This window comes from Lentzea sp. NBRC 102530, from assembly GCF_030269365.1.
Lineage (GTDB): Bacteria > Actinomycetota > Actinomycetes > Mycobacteriales > Pseudonocardiaceae > Lentzea.
This window is the reverse complement of record NZ_BSTF01000006.1, coordinates 145,869-160,718: the sequence shown is the minus strand read 5'-3', so window position 1 is coordinate 160,718 and position 14,850 is coordinate 145,869. Positions and strand designations below refer to the sequence as shown.

The 14,850-nt window shown below is 69.0% G+C and carries 20 protein-coding genes and 1 pseudogene; 13 read left to right on the top strand and 8 right to left on the bottom strand.

Translation table 11 applies throughout. From position 1 onward, the window contains the following. Positions 1-322 precede the first annotated feature (322 nt). Positions 323-715, bottom strand: a complete 393-nt coding sequence (locus QSK25_RS17780; RefSeq protein ID WP_285639605.1) for an STAS domain-containing protein — start codon at positions 713-715, stop codon at positions 323-325. On the opposite strand from QSK25_RS17780, the gene QSK25_RS17775 reads away from it, so the two are divergent. The 4 genes from QSK25_RS17775 to QSK25_RS17760 all read left to right on the top strand — a co-directional run bounded on the left by QSK25_RS17775 (position 618) and on the right by QSK25_RS17760 (position 3,561). Then, positions 618-2,258: a hypothetical protein gene (locus QSK25_RS17775; protein ID WP_502881866.1), complete on the top strand. Its 1,641-nt coding sequence runs from the start codon at positions 618-620 to the stop codon at positions 2,256-2,258. The genes QSK25_RS17780 and QSK25_RS17775 overlap by 98 nt on opposite strands. A gap of 175 nt (positions 2,259-2,433) precedes the next feature. Next, complete coding sequence (locus QSK25_RS17770; protein ID WP_285639602.1) at positions 2,434-2,934, top strand: GAF domain-containing protein; 501 nt, start codon at positions 2,434-2,436, stop codon at positions 2,932-2,934. Then, positions 2,931-3,140, top strand: coding sequence for a sigma factor-like helix-turn-helix DNA-binding protein (locus QSK25_RS17765; RefSeq protein WP_285639601.1), 210 nt, complete (start codon positions 2,931-2,933; stop codon positions 3,138-3,140). Before QSK25_RS17770 ends, QSK25_RS17765 begins: the two co-directional genes overlap by 4 nt. A gap of 241 nt (positions 3,141-3,381) precedes the next feature. Further along, complete coding sequence (locus QSK25_RS17760; RefSeq protein WP_285639600.1) at positions 3,382-3,561, top strand: hypothetical protein; 180 nt, start codon at positions 3,382-3,384, stop codon at positions 3,559-3,561. 271 nt (positions 3,562-3,832) lie between these two features. Here QSK25_RS17760 and QSK25_RS17755 read toward each other — a convergent pair whose 3' ends face one another. The 5 genes from QSK25_RS17755 to QSK25_RS45380 all read right to left on the bottom strand — a co-directional run bounded on the left by QSK25_RS17755 (position 3,833) and on the right by QSK25_RS45380 (position 7,054). Next, positions 3,833-4,699: a transglutaminase-like domain-containing protein gene (locus tag QSK25_RS17755; RefSeq protein ID WP_285639599.1), complete on the bottom strand. Its 867-nt coding sequence runs from the start codon at positions 4,697-4,699 to the stop codon at positions 3,833-3,835. Continuing rightward, complete coding sequence (locus tag QSK25_RS17750) at positions 4,696-4,851, bottom strand: DUF6307 family protein (protein WP_285639598.1); 156 nt, start codon at positions 4,849-4,851, stop codon at positions 4,696-4,698. The genes QSK25_RS17755 and QSK25_RS17750 overlap by 4 nt, the downstream gene beginning before the upstream one ends. Beyond that, positions 4,848-5,378, bottom strand: coding sequence for a DUF5994 family protein (locus QSK25_RS17745; RefSeq protein ID WP_285639597.1), 531 nt, complete (start codon positions 5,376-5,378; stop codon positions 4,848-4,850). The genes QSK25_RS17750 and QSK25_RS17745 overlap by 4 nt, the downstream gene beginning before the upstream one ends. A 951-nt stretch (positions 5,379-6,329) precedes the next feature. Further along, positions 6,330-6,905, bottom strand: coding sequence for a GNAT family N-acetyltransferase (locus QSK25_RS17740; protein ID WP_285639596.1), 576 nt, complete (start codon positions 6,903-6,905; stop codon positions 6,330-6,332). Continuing rightward, positions 6,902-7,054 carry an RGCVC family protein gene (locus tag QSK25_RS45380; RefSeq protein WP_352236001.1) on the bottom strand — a complete coding sequence of 51 codons (153 nt, stop codon included), beginning with the start codon at positions 7,052-7,054 and terminating at the stop codon, positions 6,902-6,904. Before QSK25_RS45380 ends, QSK25_RS17740 begins: the two co-directional genes overlap by 4 nt. 779 nt (positions 7,055-7,833) lie before the next feature. On the opposite strand from QSK25_RS45380, the gene QSK25_RS17735 reads away from it, so the two are divergent. Beyond that, entirely contained in the window at positions 7,834-8,115 is a 282-nt protein-coding gene (locus tag QSK25_RS17735; RefSeq protein WP_285639595.1) for a hypothetical protein, read from the top strand. Next, a complete protein-coding gene (locus QSK25_RS17730) occupies positions 8,112-8,315 on the top strand; it encodes a cold-shock protein (protein WP_285639594.1) in 204 nt (67 codons plus the stop codon). The genes QSK25_RS17735 and QSK25_RS17730 overlap by 4 nt, the downstream gene beginning before the upstream one ends. Before the next feature lie 71 nt (positions 8,316-8,386). Here QSK25_RS17730 and QSK25_RS17725 read toward each other — a convergent pair whose 3' ends face one another. Beyond that, the gene (locus QSK25_RS17725) at positions 8,387-9,352 is read right to left on the bottom strand and encodes an anti-sigma factor RsbA family regulatory protein (protein WP_285639592.1); all 966 of its coding nucleotides are present in this window, start codon (positions 9,350-9,352) and stop codon (positions 8,387-8,389) included. 136 nt (positions 9,353-9,488) lie between these two features. Between QSK25_RS17725 and QSK25_RS17720 the strand changes: the two genes are divergently transcribed. The 7 genes from QSK25_RS17720 (at position 9,489) to QSK25_RS17690 (ending at position 14,426) form a co-directional block, all read left to right on the top strand. Beyond that, complete coding sequence (locus QSK25_RS17720; RefSeq protein WP_285639591.1) at positions 9,489-9,716, top strand: hypothetical protein; 228 nt, start codon at positions 9,489-9,491, stop codon at positions 9,714-9,716. An 18-nt stretch (positions 9,717-9,734) separates the two neighbouring features. Further along, positions 9,735-9,914 carry an ANTAR domain-containing protein gene (locus tag QSK25_RS45595; protein WP_502881871.1) on the top strand — a complete coding sequence of 60 codons (180 nt, stop codon included), beginning with the start codon at positions 9,735-9,737 and terminating at the stop codon, positions 9,912-9,914. 193 nt (positions 9,915-10,107) lie between these two features. Continuing rightward, positions 10,108-10,533: an ATP-binding protein gene (locus tag QSK25_RS17710; protein ID WP_285639590.1), complete on the top strand. Its 426-nt coding sequence runs from the start codon at positions 10,108-10,110 to the stop codon at positions 10,531-10,533. Positions 10,534-11,253: 720 nt separating this feature from the next. Further along, positions 11,254-11,532, top strand: a complete 279-nt coding sequence (locus tag QSK25_RS17705) for a DUF2795 domain-containing protein (protein WP_285639589.1) — start codon at positions 11,254-11,256, stop codon at positions 11,530-11,532. Between the two features lie 149 nt (positions 11,533-11,681). Further along, positions 11,682-11,993, top strand: coding sequence for a DUF5335 family protein (locus QSK25_RS17700; RefSeq protein ID WP_285639587.1), 312 nt, complete (start codon positions 11,682-11,684; stop codon positions 11,991-11,993). 700 nt (positions 11,994-12,693) lie between these two features. Continuing rightward, complete coding sequence (locus QSK25_RS17695; RefSeq protein WP_285639586.1) at positions 12,694-13,842, top strand: zinc-dependent alcohol dehydrogenase; 1,149 nt, start codon at positions 12,694-12,696, stop codon at positions 13,840-13,842. Positions 13,843-13,856: 14 nt separating this feature from the next. Beyond that, positions 13,857-14,426 carry a hypothetical protein gene (locus QSK25_RS17690; RefSeq protein WP_285639584.1) on the top strand — a complete coding sequence of 190 codons (570 nt, stop codon included), beginning with the start codon at positions 13,857-13,859 and terminating at the stop codon, positions 14,424-14,426. A gap of 162 nt (positions 14,427-14,588) precedes the next feature. On the opposite strand, the pseudogene QSK25_RS17685 reads toward QSK25_RS17690, so the two are convergent. Further along, positions 14,589-14,837, bottom strand: a pseudogene (locus tag QSK25_RS17685) (ACR3 family arsenite efflux transporter); the annotation flags it as partial. Between the last annotated feature and the right edge of the window lie 13 nt (positions 14,838-14,850).

Below are 14,850 nucleotides of genomic sequence, written 5' to 3'. Positions count from 1 at the left end.
TGAATCTGCAGGCGTTGCTCGCGGACTTGATCGACCAGCTCCTCACCCACACCTTCCTGCACGGGCCCAGCGGTCCGCGCGAGTAGATGTGGCAGTGCCTCAAGCGAGTGGTCTTCTCGGACGTAGAGGTTCCGCGGTGCGCTCCTGGGGGCGTCGCTTGGCGCTGCTGAAGCCATGCCTGCACCGATGGCCCGCTCGCCCATGCCCCCAGTGCCCATCCATCCGACGGCCACACAGCCCGCACACCACGAGCCCGGCGCCGTCCTTGGCAGGCGTCGCCACCCACAAGCCCTGCACCGCGACGAACGTCCCACCGGACCTGTCAGCGCCGCGGTGGTGGGGACGCGGCACGAAGGGCGATGACGGCATCGGCCACGGTGGGGAACAACGGTAGTCGCGATTCCATGCCGCTCACGGTCAAGGACCTCGTCACCGCCTTGTGCACCGCGACGATGCCGAAAGGGACGCCTTGCCGCCCTGCCTCCTGCTGGACGGAGACGAGCAGACTGACGCCGGCGGAACCGAAGAAGGTCACCGCGTGAAGGTCGACGACGATGCCGTTGGGGCTTTGGTCGAGCACGAGGAGCACTTCCGCGAGCGCGGTCTTCGCCGTCTTCATGTCGAGCTCGCCGGCAATCTCGACCACCGCGATGCCGTCGTGGTCAGTGGCGCGCAGAACCGGTTGGTCCGCGGCCTCGTTGAACTCGTGTTCCACTCCGAACTCCCATCAGCCAACCGCGAAAAGCGCCGACACGAGCCGCTGCCCCACCCGCGCTATCCCTCCGCAGGACGAGGGCACAACCACGTCCGGCGACGAGGGCACGGCCACGGCGCAGGCCCGCCGGACCTCCCGCCACTCCGCCGGGACGGTCGTGGACACCCAAAACCCACGAGACGTGAGACAGTTGAGGTTCACGTCGCCTCGGGTTCATGCCGGAAGGCGCTTTTCATCTCAGAGCGGACGCCTGGTCCAGGCGGCGTCTCACCGCTCGCGGAAGGTTCGTCCCACTCCACGCCCTTCACCGGGCTCAGCACCACCCCCACAAGGGAGACCTCCCATCACCGCTCCGGCACTCACCCCCGCCACGGCCGCTCCCCGCACCCTCACCGACATCTACGGCCCCGACGTCGCCGTCTGCGCCCGGCCCGCCCAGGAGCCGGCGGTGCCGTCGAGCACGCACCGGAACACCCGCGACGTCCTGTCCGCCCGTCCCCTCGCCGTCGCCGCCGGCACTCCCGTCATCACCAGTGCGGGTGGCACCGAGCCCAACCTGATCGCCACGCTTCTCGACGGCGGCCTGCCCGTGAGCACCGACGCGCGGGAGTTCCGCACCGAAGCCGAGTTCGCCACCCGCGTCAGTGAAGCCCTCAGCGACGGTCTGCGCCTGTCCATGGAGTACCCGCAGCCCGCCGGCGTGAGCCCCGACGAACGTTCGGTGAAGAGCGCCGAGCTCGTCGGCTACCTGAACAACAAGGCCAGCATCAGCACCTTCGTGGAGCCGCGGTTCCAGGCACGTCGCCAGATCGTGGCCATCGGCGCACTCGCCGAGGCCACGCCCGCCGAGAAGTCCTGGGTCCTCAAAGCCGCCACCAACGCCGCCCACGGCGCCAGCCTCGACGTCTACCTGCACCGCGCGGGAGATCTCGTGACGCTGCCCGCGTTCACCGGCATCCTCAGCGAGGTCGTCGTCGAGGAGTACCTGGACATCCACCGCAACTGGGGTGTCCAGCTCTACGTCGCCGCCGACGGGAGGGCCCGCCTGCTCGCGGTCACAGACCAGCGCATCGACGCCCACGGCGTCTACGCAGGGGGTCGCTTCGGGCTCGTCGTCCCCCTCCCCGCCGACCTGCTCACAGAGTGCCTCGCGATCGCCCAGCGCGCCGCCGACGTCGGGTACCGCGGCATGTGCAGCCTCGACTGCGCCCAGACGCACGACGGCAGACTCGTCATGCTCGACCTCAACTTCCGCATCACCAGCGGCTCCATCCCGCTGCTGGCACTGCACACCATCCGCCCGGACGCCCTCGACCGCCCCTCGGAGTCCACGAAGCTCACCACCACAGCGCCGATCGCCGCGCTGCTGGCCGCGCTGCGACCCGCCCTGCAGCGGGGAGGACTGCTGGTCACCGGCGGCCACGACACGCGCCGCACCGACAACCCGGTCAAGCAGTCCACGCTGCACCTGATCGTCTTCGGGGACGACCCAGGCGACGTCACCACCCGCCGCTCCGCACTCGAAGCCATGTACAACCGTTGAGGCGCCGCGGAAGCCCCTGCCGAACAGGTTCACCGGGATGCACGAACGGCGGCGGGCATCGCGTCCACATCGCGTTGTGGCCGACCGCGCTTGGTCCGGCCAGGCGAGAACCGCCAAGCCGTCCCGGTCCACGGCGGCACCACTTCACCAACGCTGGTCTGGAGTGCTGCCGGCCATGTTCGGTCTCACCGGGGCTCCGGCCACCGCACCGCACGACGTCTCGACCTGGCTCGAACACCGCAAGACCGCGATCCGTTCCGTCTGCACCGTCTGCGGGGTGACGACGAACGCGGCCGGAACGGCGATCTACCTGCGGACGGGGCACGGTCCCATCTGCCTGTCCGCGAGCTCGGGGTTCTGCGGTGAGGAGATCGCGGAGCTGCAGTCCGCCCTCGGAGAAGGGCCCGCGTTCGAGGCGGTTCGGCAGAACTGGCCGGTGTTCGTGCCGAACCTGGTGGACCGTGCGACCTCGCAGCGCTGGCCGCTCTTCGCGGCTGCGGCGGTCACGGCCGGGGTCGAGGCGGTGTTCGTGTTCCCCCTGGCGGTCGGCGCCGAACCGCTCGGTGCCCTGGAGATCCACCGCGACACCGGTGAGGGGCTGACGCCCGACGAGATCGTCACCGTGGTGCACCTGGCCACCGTGGCGCTGCCCCTGTTGCTCGACGTGCCTCAGTGAGCGATCCGTTCCGAGCCGACATGACGCACCTGGCCGCGCTCACCGAGGAGCAACGCTTGATACTCGAGCTCCGGGTGGTGCACGGCCTGTCCGCCGAGCAAACGGCAGCAGTGCTGGATTCCACGGTGCCCGCCGTGCTGCTGGAGCAACACCACGCCCTGAACGCGCTGCGCGTCGCGATCGCGTCGAGCAGGCCGCCCAGGTAGGCGCGCCCCGGCACCGCAGCGGGAACAACAGGTTCGAGAGCGGCGAGCGGCAACTCGATCTCGCCGATGAGCACGTTCGAGCGCAGGCGCAGCCGGCGGGATCGCCCCTGTCCGAACGGCCGTCCTGGGCGTAGAGTTGGTGGTCCGAGGGGACCTCGTGCATCGGCGACCGAGCCAGGTGCCCCCTCCGGAGCACCAGAGACCCCGACCGGCATGTCCGGACGGAGGCGGGAGCACCGAGATGATCTCGGGCCCGATCAGCACCGGCATCGAACTCACGACACCACTCGGCCTGCGGATGACCAGGCGGCCGAACGCGCTGTCCGACAGCCAGTTCCCCGGCGGCTGGAGGCCGTTGGCGACCGATCCCGCCACCACCGTGCCCGCGCTGAACCCGCCGAGCTGGTTCGCGCGCCGATGACACGGTGCGTCCGGTCGCCCGACATGGCAGTCCGAAGTGGACTCCGCTCTCGTTCTCGAGGCGCGACGACCCTCCCGACCGGACACCGCAGTCCTCCGGCCCAGACTGATCGGTGACGGTTCCCTTTCCCACACCGCGATGAGTTGCTGTCCTCACAACCACTTCTCACGCCCACTCGCACTGGCAGTGGACGTCGGTGGACCACGCCGGGGTTCTCGGCCTCGTCGAGGCGAGAACCGTCGCACCCGCGCCGGAGAGGCCCTGAGCGTGCTCAACGCCACGCGGGCGCCATGTCCTCCTCGGCCTGCACGACCATCGACTCCAGCACAGGGCCTCCGAACGTGGTGACCATGGCGACGTCCGCGGCGTCCCTGCCACGACCGACCACCACCCTGCCCTTGCGCTGCACGCTGTTGCGCGGGTCGAAGGTCCACCAGCGGTCTCCCAGCCAGACCTCCATCCACGCCGCGAAGTCCATCGGCGCCCCGTCCGGCGACACGTCCAGGTCGGGCAGGTAGCCGAAGACGTAGCGAGCGGGGATGTTGAGGGCTCGGCAGAACGAGATCGCCAGGTGCGTGAAGTCGCGGCAGACCCCGAGCCCGGAAGCGTTGACGTCGGCGGCGGTGGACAACGCCGTCGAGGTGCCGTAACCGAACTCCAGCGACTCGTGGACGTGCCGGCAGATCGCCTGCACCCGGCGGTAGCCGGGCGGGTGCGCGCCGAACCTCGACCAGGCCTCGTCCGCCAGCACGTCGGACACGCAGTACCGGCTGGGCAACGTGTACAGCAGCACCTCGCCGGGGAGGTCGTCGGGCCACCTCTCGGGCGCGGTCTCGTCGACGTCCTCGACGCGGTCGGGCACATCCACCCACGCGGCGTAGTTCACCGTGGACAGTCCCGGTGGCAGCACCAGGCGGGACGACCAGTTGCCGTACACGTCGACGTGGTCCCGCACGAGCACGTCGGGCTCGGTGAACAGGTTCTCACCGCTCAACCGCACCTGGTCCCGCCGGTCCGGTCTCACCATGAACACCGCCGGCGTGGGCACCTCCGCCCGGTAGGTGAACGCACAGCCGACGCGGAGCAGCCGAGTGCCCCGCGCCGGTTGTGCCTCGCGACCGTTGTGGCGCGAGTTCACCGCACCCGCTCCGGGATGTGGTCGAGCGCGCGCAACACGTGCACGGCCAGTTCCCGCGCGGCCTCACTGCCGAGCTCGGCTCGGCTGGTCAACACGTCCTGCACCATCGTGAGACGGCGGTCGTAGGCGGACGTGAAGTTCGCTTCTTTCACAGGGCTTCCCTCGTCTTCTGTTCGGGTACGTGGCCGCCCTCGTCGTTCCAGCGGTCCACAGTGGACGTCTCGGTGGCCGGAACGGGCTCACGGAGCACATCCTCGACGGTGTCGGCGTTGCCGCGCCGGGCGGCCCGCATCATCGTGCGGTGAGCGGCGGACGGGTCCGCGCCCGGCGGCAGGACGAGCAGCGTGATGCGGCGCCGGTCCCCCGCGACGAGGTCGACGGTGTGCGCGGGCCGGGACCAGAACCCGCTGAGCCGCACGCGGACGCCGGCCGCGGCGATCTGGCGCGGCGCGGTGTCCCACTCCGTCAGGTTGTAGCTCACCCGCGGGATCTCACCCAGCCGAACTGCCAGCACCGCGAGCAGCGCCGGCAGTTCGGCGGCGAGGTCCCGGGAACGCGGCCACCAGGCGCCGTCGACACACCCCGTGGCGAGCGCCTTCGGGCTCAACCGCAACCGCAGCGGGTACCGAGGCTGCTCGCCGGCCGATGGGGTGGTGGACTGGTACGGAGCCGACGTCATGCCGGGACTCCCGTCTCCGGCCGGAAAAAGGCCGGTTCAGGTTTCGCCGAGCACGACCTGGGCTTGACCGCACAGGCACGATGTGTTCTCGACGAAAATGACACTACACCCTTTTCTCATTTTCCGCCTTTTTACAGCACCTTATTTCCGCCGCACCTCGAGGTCGTGCGTCAGGACTGCTGACTGCGCGCATGACCTGGCCGATCACCGCTCGATCGTTCGGCCGCCCGATCCTGATCCCGACCTGCACCGGGCGTCGGCAGCGACAGTTGGAAACCACTGGAAAAAGTGTCCGGACGTGGCCGCCGGACGTTGCACTGGGAACCGTCAAGACTTCCTCGGCCGCAAATGCGGTGTTCCGTCGCGACAGCGGACACGGTCTGCGACCACGCGAGCGCGTCGAAGGCGACCGAGAGGTGACCGGAGCGTCCGATCAACGGGTGGCACGAGCGTCCGCGGAGCCGGCCGACACGCTCGTGGACAGACGGTGGGATGTCCGGATCTGCGAGCGGTACCGGAACGCCGGCCGCTTCTCGGTTCCGCAGCGGAGGTCACCCGACACTGTTCCGGGTCACCGCGAGCTCGCGGCGACGGGTCGCCGGGCGACTGGAGATCGGCGTGGTCGACGCCCTGTCCCTCGTGCACAACACGGGCCAGCCGCCGTGGAGTCGCGAGACAGGTCATCGAACGGTAGCCGCAGGTAGCTGGGCTGACGAGGAATCAGCTCCGCCTTCGTCGCACGCCCGCGCAGCAGAGCCGCCGCGGCGTTCACCCACTCCTCGACGACTTTCGCGAAGTTGGTCCGCACCCCAGCTCCGTCAAGCGGTTGTCCTGCTCCGCGCACGCGGTCATGCGAGCCTCCTGGGCTTCCCCTCCGCAGCCGAGTCCGACGACTCGCACGCCCGGCTTGGCCAGGTGCGCCGGCACGAAGTGCGTTCGGTGCCGACGTGGTCAGTCGCGGTTCGGCGGTTCGAGCGAGGCCGGTGCGCGGGCATCCAGGTCCGCCGCGCGGAGGCGGAACACCTGCAGTTCGATGCCGAAGTACTTCGTGGTCTCGCCGACCCAATGCATTCCGTTGTTGCGCACGGTGGAGGCCGCTCGGGCGTTGCCCGGCCTGATGACGGCGAACACCTCGTTCACGTCCTGGCTGAACGCCCAGGCGGCCAAGGCGTGCGTGGTCTCGGTGGCGTAGCCGTTGCCCCAGGTGTCGGGCCGCAGCTGCCAGCCGATCTCCAGGTCCTCCTCGCCGGGCGGCAACGGGAGCAGCACGGCGCCGCCGATCACCTGGCGGTCGCTGTCGCGCTGGATCACCCACCGGCCCGCCGGCGCGGGCAGCCTCGCGCTTTCCGCGATCCACTGCTGCACCAGCAACCTCATGGCCGCCTGATCCGGTACCTGGTCCATCTCGGGGCTCAACCAGCGTGTCACGTCCGCGTGCCCGTACACCTCCAGCGCCGCCGGCGCGTCCTCGAGCCGCCACGGGCGCAGAGTCAGCCGCTCGGTGGTGAGCACGGTGGTGGTCGTCATGAGCAGATACATCCTCGGGCCAACGCGGCGGCCGCGGTGGCGGTGCAGTACCGCACACCGAAGAGGTCGTGCTCCGCCCACGGGTGGGGGCACACGGCGCACGCACGCCCGACTTCGGTGGCGGTGGTCAGCGGTTCGGACGTGGTCATGCGGGAACTCCGATGAACGGTGGTGCGGAAAGAGAACGCGGGCGGCGAAGACCAAGGCCGCGGAAAGAGTCCGAGGTCGGCCCGGCGCTGCCACCTCCAGCCGCAAGGCCGGGTCTCGTGACGCGCCCGAGGCGGCACCAGCTCGACCGCTGCTGCACGACATGCTCTCGGTGATCACCAGTCTACGCACGTCCGCCAACCAGTTCGTCGACGGACGCCAGCGTGAAGCGATCACGAAGGTTGGCGCGGAACCAAGTCCTTCGAGCACGGTGCTGGCAGACAGCCGCTCTCGCGGCACCGAGCGTGTACCGTTGGCTGGGAGGTGGCCGCGTTCCGCGCCCTGAATTCTCCCTTCGGAGATCAGATCTCCTCCATCATCGAACGGGAAGTACCAAGTGATCCGCTCTTCGGCGAACGATCTGTTCAGCCATCCCGAGACCCATCAGCCGCACGCGCAGTCAGGCCCTGCCGACTGCGACCAGCCTGCCTGGACGAACCTGTTCCTGGAGCCGGTGCCGGCACCTCGCGTTCCCTCGGAGCGCTGACCCCCTGCCGACGTTTGCGGAGGCGGCGCGCAGCAGGCCGGTCCCGCACCGAGTACTGTCCACGGCAGTTGGGGTTCCAGTTGCCGGCATCCAGCCGCCGCGGACCCCGATCCAACTCGGTCCGGCGCTGTCTCGCCCGGCCGGAGATCGGAGCACCGGCTTGTCGCCGGATCGCCAGCTCTTCCCCTCGCCCTTCCCACTCGGTCGCACCACGCGAAGTGAGCGGGTGTTCGCATGACCCGAATCAGGCTGCACGACCGACCGCGCGGCGCCGCAGCCGACTTCGCCGAGGCACGGCTCGCTGCAAGCGAAGCCGAGGTCGTTCAGCAACGGCAAGCGGCGCACCGCGTCGCGGAGCACTGCCACGACGCGCAGGACTGCCGCGATCTCCTCGAGATGCTGGGTCTGTCCGGCCTGCGACCGCGTGCCGCGCGTTCCGTTCAGGACGCACCGATCATCGTGGCTTTCCCGGAGGCGCTCGGCGTGTCCCGGACGACCGAAGGAGTACGTCGATGACTCAAGGAACCGTGAAGTGGTTCAACGGCACCAAGGGATTCGGCTTCATCGCCCCCGAAGGCGGCGGGCCGGACGTCTTCGTGCACCACTCCGAGGTGCACGAGTACGCCTACCAAGGCATACCGGAGAACCAGGCGGTGGAGTTCGAGATCCAGCAGGGCGACCGGGGGCCGCAGGCCAAGTCGGTCCGGATTCTCTGACAAGACCCGGGATCACGAAGCGGGCCGCTGCTGAGCGGCCCGCTTCGCCCCGTGCGGGAGACCGGACGAGGTCAGTCCTCTCCGATCCGGAGCAGGGCGTAGATCGTGGTGCCGTGCCCAGTCGTGTGCACTCGGACGAGGTCGGCGAACCGGTGGACCAGGAGCAGTCCCTGCCCGCCTGGAAGTTCGGGCGACCTCGGGGTGCGTCCGGCTAGAGGGTCGGTCAGCCGGCCGGTGTCGCTGACCGCGCAGGCGACGTGGTCCTGGTGACGCCAGATCCTCAGTCCACATCGGCCCTCCGGCGTGTGCACCAGACTGTTGGTGACCAGTTCGGTGGCGATGTACTCGAGGTCTGCCGCGCGGTCCTCGCCGAGCCCGTGGCGGCGGCCCTCACTCGCCGCCCACTGGCGCGCCGCGCGCAACTGCGCCGGTTCGCTCACGCAGAACTCCTCCACTTCGGACAGATCCAGTAGAGGCTTGTTGTACCGGGCCAGAGCCATTTCTGGCGCATACTCGTCACTCTGATACCGCCGAGCTTGCTCCCAGACCTCCGGGTGGGTAGCGCGCGCGTCGGCGATGACGTTCCCACCGAGGCCGACGACGTCGTACGGGCACACGATTGTGACCTCGCGCCCGGCGAACGCCTGGTTGATCAACGCCTCGTGCTCCACGCACGCCGGGTACTCGGCTTCGGTCCGACCCGACCAGATCGGCTCGCCGACGATGCGCACGCGCCGGTCAGGACGGGAGTCGGAGAACGCGCGCAACACCGAGGCGATGATGCGTCCGGGGTTGCGGCCCACCTCGGTCATGTCGAGCCACGTCACCCCGCTTCCGTTTGCGCCCACGGCCTCGCGCAGCAATCGCAGGCGAGCAGAGGGCACCGCGACGGCGACCGGTTCATCTCCGGCCAGACCGTCGGCGACGAACCGCACCAGCGTCGCGAGGTAGTCGTCGTCGGAGGTGTAGAGAAAAGCTGGATGCACGAACGGGGCCGCACGCGGGGCTGTCCCGGTGTCAGTCTCGGTGGTGGTCAAGACGCCACCCCCTTTGGCTGAGGATGTGCCGAACTTCCGGCGCACTACGCGGACGCTACCTCCTGCTCCACCGCACAACACCAACGGGCGCCCTGCATCGGCGAACGCGGGTGGCGCGCGGCAGTACTGTCGCCTCATGACTGATGCGCAAGGCGGCCCCACCCTCGGTCCCACGTTGTCCGAGTGGATCAGCGCCCGCGAAGAGACCGAACGGCACCTGGCGGCGGCAGGCTCTCCGGTCGACGGGCAGTGGGTCCAGCGGCTCGCGGACCTGCTCGCCACCGAGAGGTCGTGGCAGGACCAGTACACCGACCTGCTCGCCCTGGGTAGCGTCGGCGGCCAGTTCCCTTCCTCGAACCGCTGAGACACCGGTCCTGCGTCCATTCGTGTCACACGTCCGCTGGACGGCGGATCCGCGCTACTGTCGGAACAGGCTTTCCAGCTGCTGGTCACGCAGTCGCAACGCGAGAACGTCAAGCTGCGCAAGCTGGCGGAGAGGTTCGTCGCAGACGTCACGTCCCGGTCGTCGGGATCGCCGCCCGGGTGCGGGCAGCTCGCGTGATCCCTCGCATCTTGTTCACTGTGGACAGAACGGCCAGCGGCATGACACGGAAGTTCCTTTGCCGTCCACGCCGGTCGGCCGAGCACGCCGTCGGCGCACGCGCCTCGACGTGCTACCGCCATCCGGGGCTCCCGACGACGAACACTTTCACCACAGGGGTTTTGCCCGATTCAGGCGAGGTACCTTACGGGGTGTGACACCTGTGGAACGAGGCCCTGCCGCGACGGACGCCGGCGAGGGGTGGAGCACCTTCGAACTCGTCAGCGGTGTTCCCGACATCGCGAAGGTGCGCCGATGGGCCCGGTCGGTGCTGTCCGACCTCCTCGAAGACGACCTCGTCGACGTGCTCCTCGTCCTCTCCGAACTCGCGTCGAACGTGTTCGACCACGCCCGGTTTCCCGCGCGCCTCAAGTTGTGCCGCTCGACGGATCTGGGCGTCGTCGGCATCGTCGCCGAGGACTCCTCCCCCGCACTGCCCCGGTTGCAGCCGTCCAACCCCGACTCGGCGCGCAGTCGCGGACTCGTGATCGTCGAACAGCTGTCCGCACGGTGGGGTGTGGTCCAGCGCCTGATGGGCAAGTACGTGTGGGCCATCGTCGCGTGCCCGGCGGTGTCCTGACCGGCCTCGGCTGCCGGCGGCCCGCCGGTCCGAGAACGCGTCCTGCACGCTGGGGCGCGTCGTGAAGAGGACGTCAAGGCCGATCATGCCCACACCTGGAAGATCTGGCGCGGTACAGCGGCCAGGACGACGTCCGCATGCGCGGCACTCGCGTGGCTCCGGGCGGCGATGAACGCCGCGATCCCGCTGGAATCACAGAAGAGCGGCCGGACAGGTCCACGACGAGCAACTGCCCTGTACGCGCCGGAAACTACGTCCATGAAGCTCAAGGCGCATCCTGCTACTCGCGGATGCCTCATCCGAGAGGATCATGTCGGTCTATGACGAGGCGTCCGACCTGAGCGGGTTCGCCCAGTTGGGGCCGGTCCCGCAGGGGGCGCGCCAGCGAACGATCGGCGAGCTCGGCGATTGCTCTACCGCCGCCGCCCACACTCACACAGCGCCGGGCACAGATGGGCCTGATTCCTGATCAGCACGCGGTCGAACAGCGGCATGCCGATAGTCGTGGAGGACTCCACCGAGACGGTCCCATCGGAGTACTGCGAGGCGTTCAATCCTCGGTCAGAGTGGTGAGCACAGCTCGGGTCACGGCCTCCGCCTCATCGCGGTCCGCTCCGGCGTGCTCGGCCACGGTGGCGTTGAGCTCCTCACAGGTCACGGTTCTCTCCTCTCGACAGGTCCCGCGGGTTTACCCGCGCAGCGACGGGATACGCAGGACGCATGGGAGTGAAGGAGAAAATCGTCGACGCGCTGAACGACGTGGACTTCCCGGCAGGCAAGGAGCAGTTGGTCGAGCACGCCGAGAACAAGGAGGCCGGCGAGGACGTGCTGCGTGCGTTGCGCGGTCTGCCACCGGCTGACTACGAGAACGAGAACGAGGTCGTCCGGTCCGTGCGGATCGACCCCGCTGAGGGCCGGCCCGAATCCGAACGCGCGGTCCAGGCGCGTGAGGCGCGCAAGCACCACACCCACCTCGCGGAACACGAGGTGGACGGGTGATCCGGGTGTCGATGCGACCCCGTGTCGAGTCGGACCAGCCGTGGTGGGGTGAACTCGTGGCCGCCGGCCTGACCTCCGAGGTCGAAGACAACGGGTGCCGGGAGATGTGAGGCTGCGGAATCAGCCGAAACGAAGTGGAGTGGGTGATCATGGCGGCAGCTGAGTGGAAGGACGTTTTGGAGGAGCTCACCACGCAGGTCAAGGGCAAGGTGGTGACGATCGAGGTGCTCGACCGGGCGATCGGGGACCAGCCCGAGGCCGAGCGGCTGCCGTTCGACTACGCCGCCTACGACACGAAGGACGGCGCGCTGGAGTTCCGCAACGGCTCGGCGGCGACGACGCGCGGTATCCCGTGGTGTTGCGGCACATGGTGTGGCGGCCAGTGGAGATCACCGTGTCCACCGACCTCCCCCAGCCTGCGTTGCGGATCGTCGAGCAGGACGGCACCACGACGATCGTGACGTTCCACGACGCCGGCTGAGCCCGTCGCATCCCGAGCAACAGCCGACGGCACGAGACCGGGGACGGTTCAGGCCGCGGCGGGTTCGGACTCGTTGATCAAGTCGCCGGGTGCTCGCCCGACGGCGGGCCATGACGAGCTTCAAGGACCTGCGCCGGGAGAGGGTGGTCTTCGATCTGATCAAGAACGGCCACGAGGTGGCCGGCCGTACACGCCCAGCGCGTCGTTCAAGAAGATGGCCGACGACTACGCCCTGCCGGCCGGGGTCGACCTGGTCGACTCGGTGCGTGTGGACGACTTGCTCAACGCCGTGAGCGCGTGCGGCATCATCATCACCGGGCACCACCCGCCCGGGGTTCCTGCGCGACCGGGGCTGTCGGAACCGTTCTGGGACAACGCCGACCAGCGCCTGAGCAAGGCGCAGACGGCCCGGCTCGTCCAGGCGCTCGGCCCGCGCGAGAGAGGCCGGTCCGGAACTCGGGATCGACGGCGAGGCCCGCGACTGGTGGCAACCGTGACGCCTGCGGTCATCGGTCGCCGCCCAGTGGATCACGCCGGAGGGTCTCCACCACCAACCACGACCGGTGTTCGCCTGCGCGCGGCAGGTTATCCACCGGCACAACGGGTACCTGCCGGTTTCGCGAGTGGCCCGCCGTTGCGTCGGTCGGTGACCACCGAAGTGACGCTCTCAAGGAGATGCCATGCGCGCGATGGTCTATCGAGGTCCTTACAAGGTCCGCGTGGAGGAGAAAGCCCAGCCGGTCGTCGAGCACCCGAACGACGCGATCGTGCGGGTCACGATGGCGGCGATCTGTGGCTCTGACTTGCATCTCTACCACGGCATGATGCCCGACACGCGTGTGGGCATGACGTTCGGGCACGAGTTCATCGGCGTGGTCGAGGAGGTCGGGTCCTCGGTGCGCAACCTCGTGCCCGGCGACCGCGTGATGGTGCCGTTCAACATCTTCTGCGGCACGTGCTGGTTCTGCGCGCGTGGTCTGTACGCCAACTGCCACAACGTCAATCCCAACGCCACGGCCGTTGGCGGCATCTACGGCTACTCCCACACCTGCGGTGGCTACGACGGCGCTCAGGCCGAGTACGTCCGGGTGCCGTTCGCCGACGTGGGGCCGACGGTCATTCCGGAGTGGATGGACGACGAGGACGCCGTTTTGCTCACGGACGCGCTGTCCACCGGTTATTTCGGGGCGCAGCTCGGCGACATCGTCGAGGGTGACGTGGTGGTGGTCTTCGGCGCCGGGCCCGTCGGCCTTTTCGCGGCGAAGGCGGCCTGGCTGATGGGCGCCGGCCGCGTCATCGTCGTGGACCACCTCGAATACCGCCTCGTCAAGGCCCGCGCGTTCGCCCACGCCGAGACCGTGAACTTCACCGAGTGCGACGACGTCGTGGTGCACATGAAGAAGACCACCGATTTCCTCGGCGCGGACGTCGCGATCGACGCCGTGGGCGCGGAGGCGGACGGCAACTTCACCCAGCACGTCACCGCGGCCAAGCTGAAGCTCCAGGGCGGTTCCCCGGTGGCGCTCAACTGGGCCATCGACTCAGTCCGCAAGGGCGGCACGATTTCGGTGGTGGGCGCCTACGGCCCGATGTTCAGCGCGGTGAAGTTCGGTGACGCCATGAACAAGGGCCTGACGCTGCGGATGAACCAGTGCCACGTGAAGCGGCAGTGGCCGCGGCTGTTCGAGCACATCCGCAACGGCTACCTCAAGCCCAGCGACATCGTCACCCACCACATCCCGCTGGAACACATCGCCGAGGGCTACCACATGTTCTCGGCCAAGCTGGACGGCTGCATCAAGCCGTTGATCGTGCCCAACGCCGCCTGAAGGAGACGACCGCCATGACCTACACGTCGGACAAGCCGCCACTGGCCGAGTCCACCGACCAGCTGCGGGCCCGCATCCCGGGCTGGGGCGCGGACCTGGATCCGAAGGACCGCCCGTCGGTGCCGAAGCTGCGGTGGCAGGAAGACCGGACCGGCGCGCACTGGGACTTCCCGGACCGCCAACCGGAGAAGTGGCCGCGGGAACGCTCGATCGAGCACAAGTTCCTCCCTCCCGTCTTCGGCACCTCGTGCCCGCCCAAAGGGGTGTCCGGAGTGATCCGCCGGTTCGCCTACCGGAAGTACAGCGAGGGACGGGCCGCGCACTGGCTCCTGCTGCTGGCCGCAGACCGGGTGGACGCGTGGGAGAGCCACCTGAGGTCGTTCCTGACCGCCCGGCCGGACAATCCGATCACCGAGACGGGGGTGCTGAGCGAGTTCTCCCGGCACGGCTTCTCCTCCCGCATCGGCCAGAAGCGGTCCGACGTCAAGCACCAGGTCCTGGACCCGGTCATCGTGGCCGGACCGTGGGTGCTGGCCGTCGCGATCACGGTCACGCTGGCGCGAAAGCTGACCCACCGCTCGTAGGTGAGCACCTCTCGGTGCCGACCTGGGTGAAGTGGTTCACGACCGGGACCGGGTCCTGGCCGAACGTGCTCGGCGATCGATCAGCCCGTCGCGTGGTCGTGACCGGCTGATCGGTGAGGCCGCGCGGAGCCGAGCCTGGCCCGAGGTCACGCCGATGGCGATGGCGAGCATGATCGCGAAGTAGACCAGCAGCGGCAACGCGATCTCCCAGGCGGAGAAGTCCACCGAGGCGGTGTCGAGGCCGAGCCGGCCGGGCAGCAGCTCGAGGTAGAACCAGCCGGGCACGCCGAACATGATCACCTGGAGCGCGGAGCTCAGCGCCACGAGCACCGCGGCGGCCTCTTGGTCACCGCACGCCAGGTCGTTCCAGATGATCACCATCGCGATGCAGCGGGCCAAGCCGACGATGATCGTCCGAGGATGG

Bases quoted from the DNA above. Each gene is read 5' to 3' on its own strand.
- QSK25_RS17690 (WP_285639584.1), top strand. From the start codon at position 13,857: ATGACCTACACGTCGGACAAGCCGCCACTGGCCGAGTCCACCGACCAG.
- QSK25_RS17770 (WP_285639602.1), top strand. From the start codon at position 2,434: ATGTTCGGTCTCACCGGGGCTCCGGCCACCGCACCGCACGACGTCTCG.
- QSK25_RS17695 (WP_285639586.1), top strand. From the start codon at position 12,694: ATGCGCGCGATGGTCTATCGAGGTCCTTACAAGGTCCGCGTGGAGGAG.
- QSK25_RS17720 (WP_285639591.1), top strand. From the start codon at position 9,489: ATGACTGATGCGCAAGGCGGCCCCACCCTCGGTCCCACGTTGTCCGAG.
- QSK25_RS17775 (WP_502881866.1), top strand. From the start codon at position 618: ATGTCGAGCTCGCCGGCAATCTCGACCACCGCGATGCCGTCGTGGTCA.
- QSK25_RS17745 (WP_285639597.1), bottom strand. From the start codon at position 5,378: ATGACGTCGGCTCCGTACCAGTCCACCACCCCATCGGCCGGCGAGCAG.
- QSK25_RS17740 (WP_285639596.1), bottom strand. From the start codon at position 6,905: ATGACGACCACCACCGTGCTCACCACCGAGCGGCTGACTCTGCGCCCG.
- QSK25_RS17760 (WP_285639600.1), top strand. From the start codon at position 3,382: ATGATCTCGGGCCCGATCAGCACCGGCATCGAACTCACGACACCACTC.
- QSK25_RS17700 (WP_285639587.1), top strand. From the start codon at position 11,682: ATGGCGGCAGCTGAGTGGAAGGACGTTTTGGAGGAGCTCACCACGCAG.
- QSK25_RS17705 (WP_285639589.1), top strand. From the start codon at position 11,254: ATGGGAGTGAAGGAGAAAATCGTCGACGCGCTGAACGACGTGGACTTC.
- QSK25_RS45380 (WP_352236001.1), bottom strand. From the start codon at position 7,054: ATGACCACGTCCGAACCGCTGACCACCGCCACCGAAGTCGGGCGTGCG.
- QSK25_RS17735 (WP_285639595.1), top strand. From the start codon at position 7,834: ATGACCCGAATCAGGCTGCACGACCGACCGCGCGGCGCCGCAGCCGAC.
- QSK25_RS17730 (WP_285639594.1), top strand. From the start codon at position 8,112: ATGACTCAAGGAACCGTGAAGTGGTTCAACGGCACCAAGGGATTCGGC.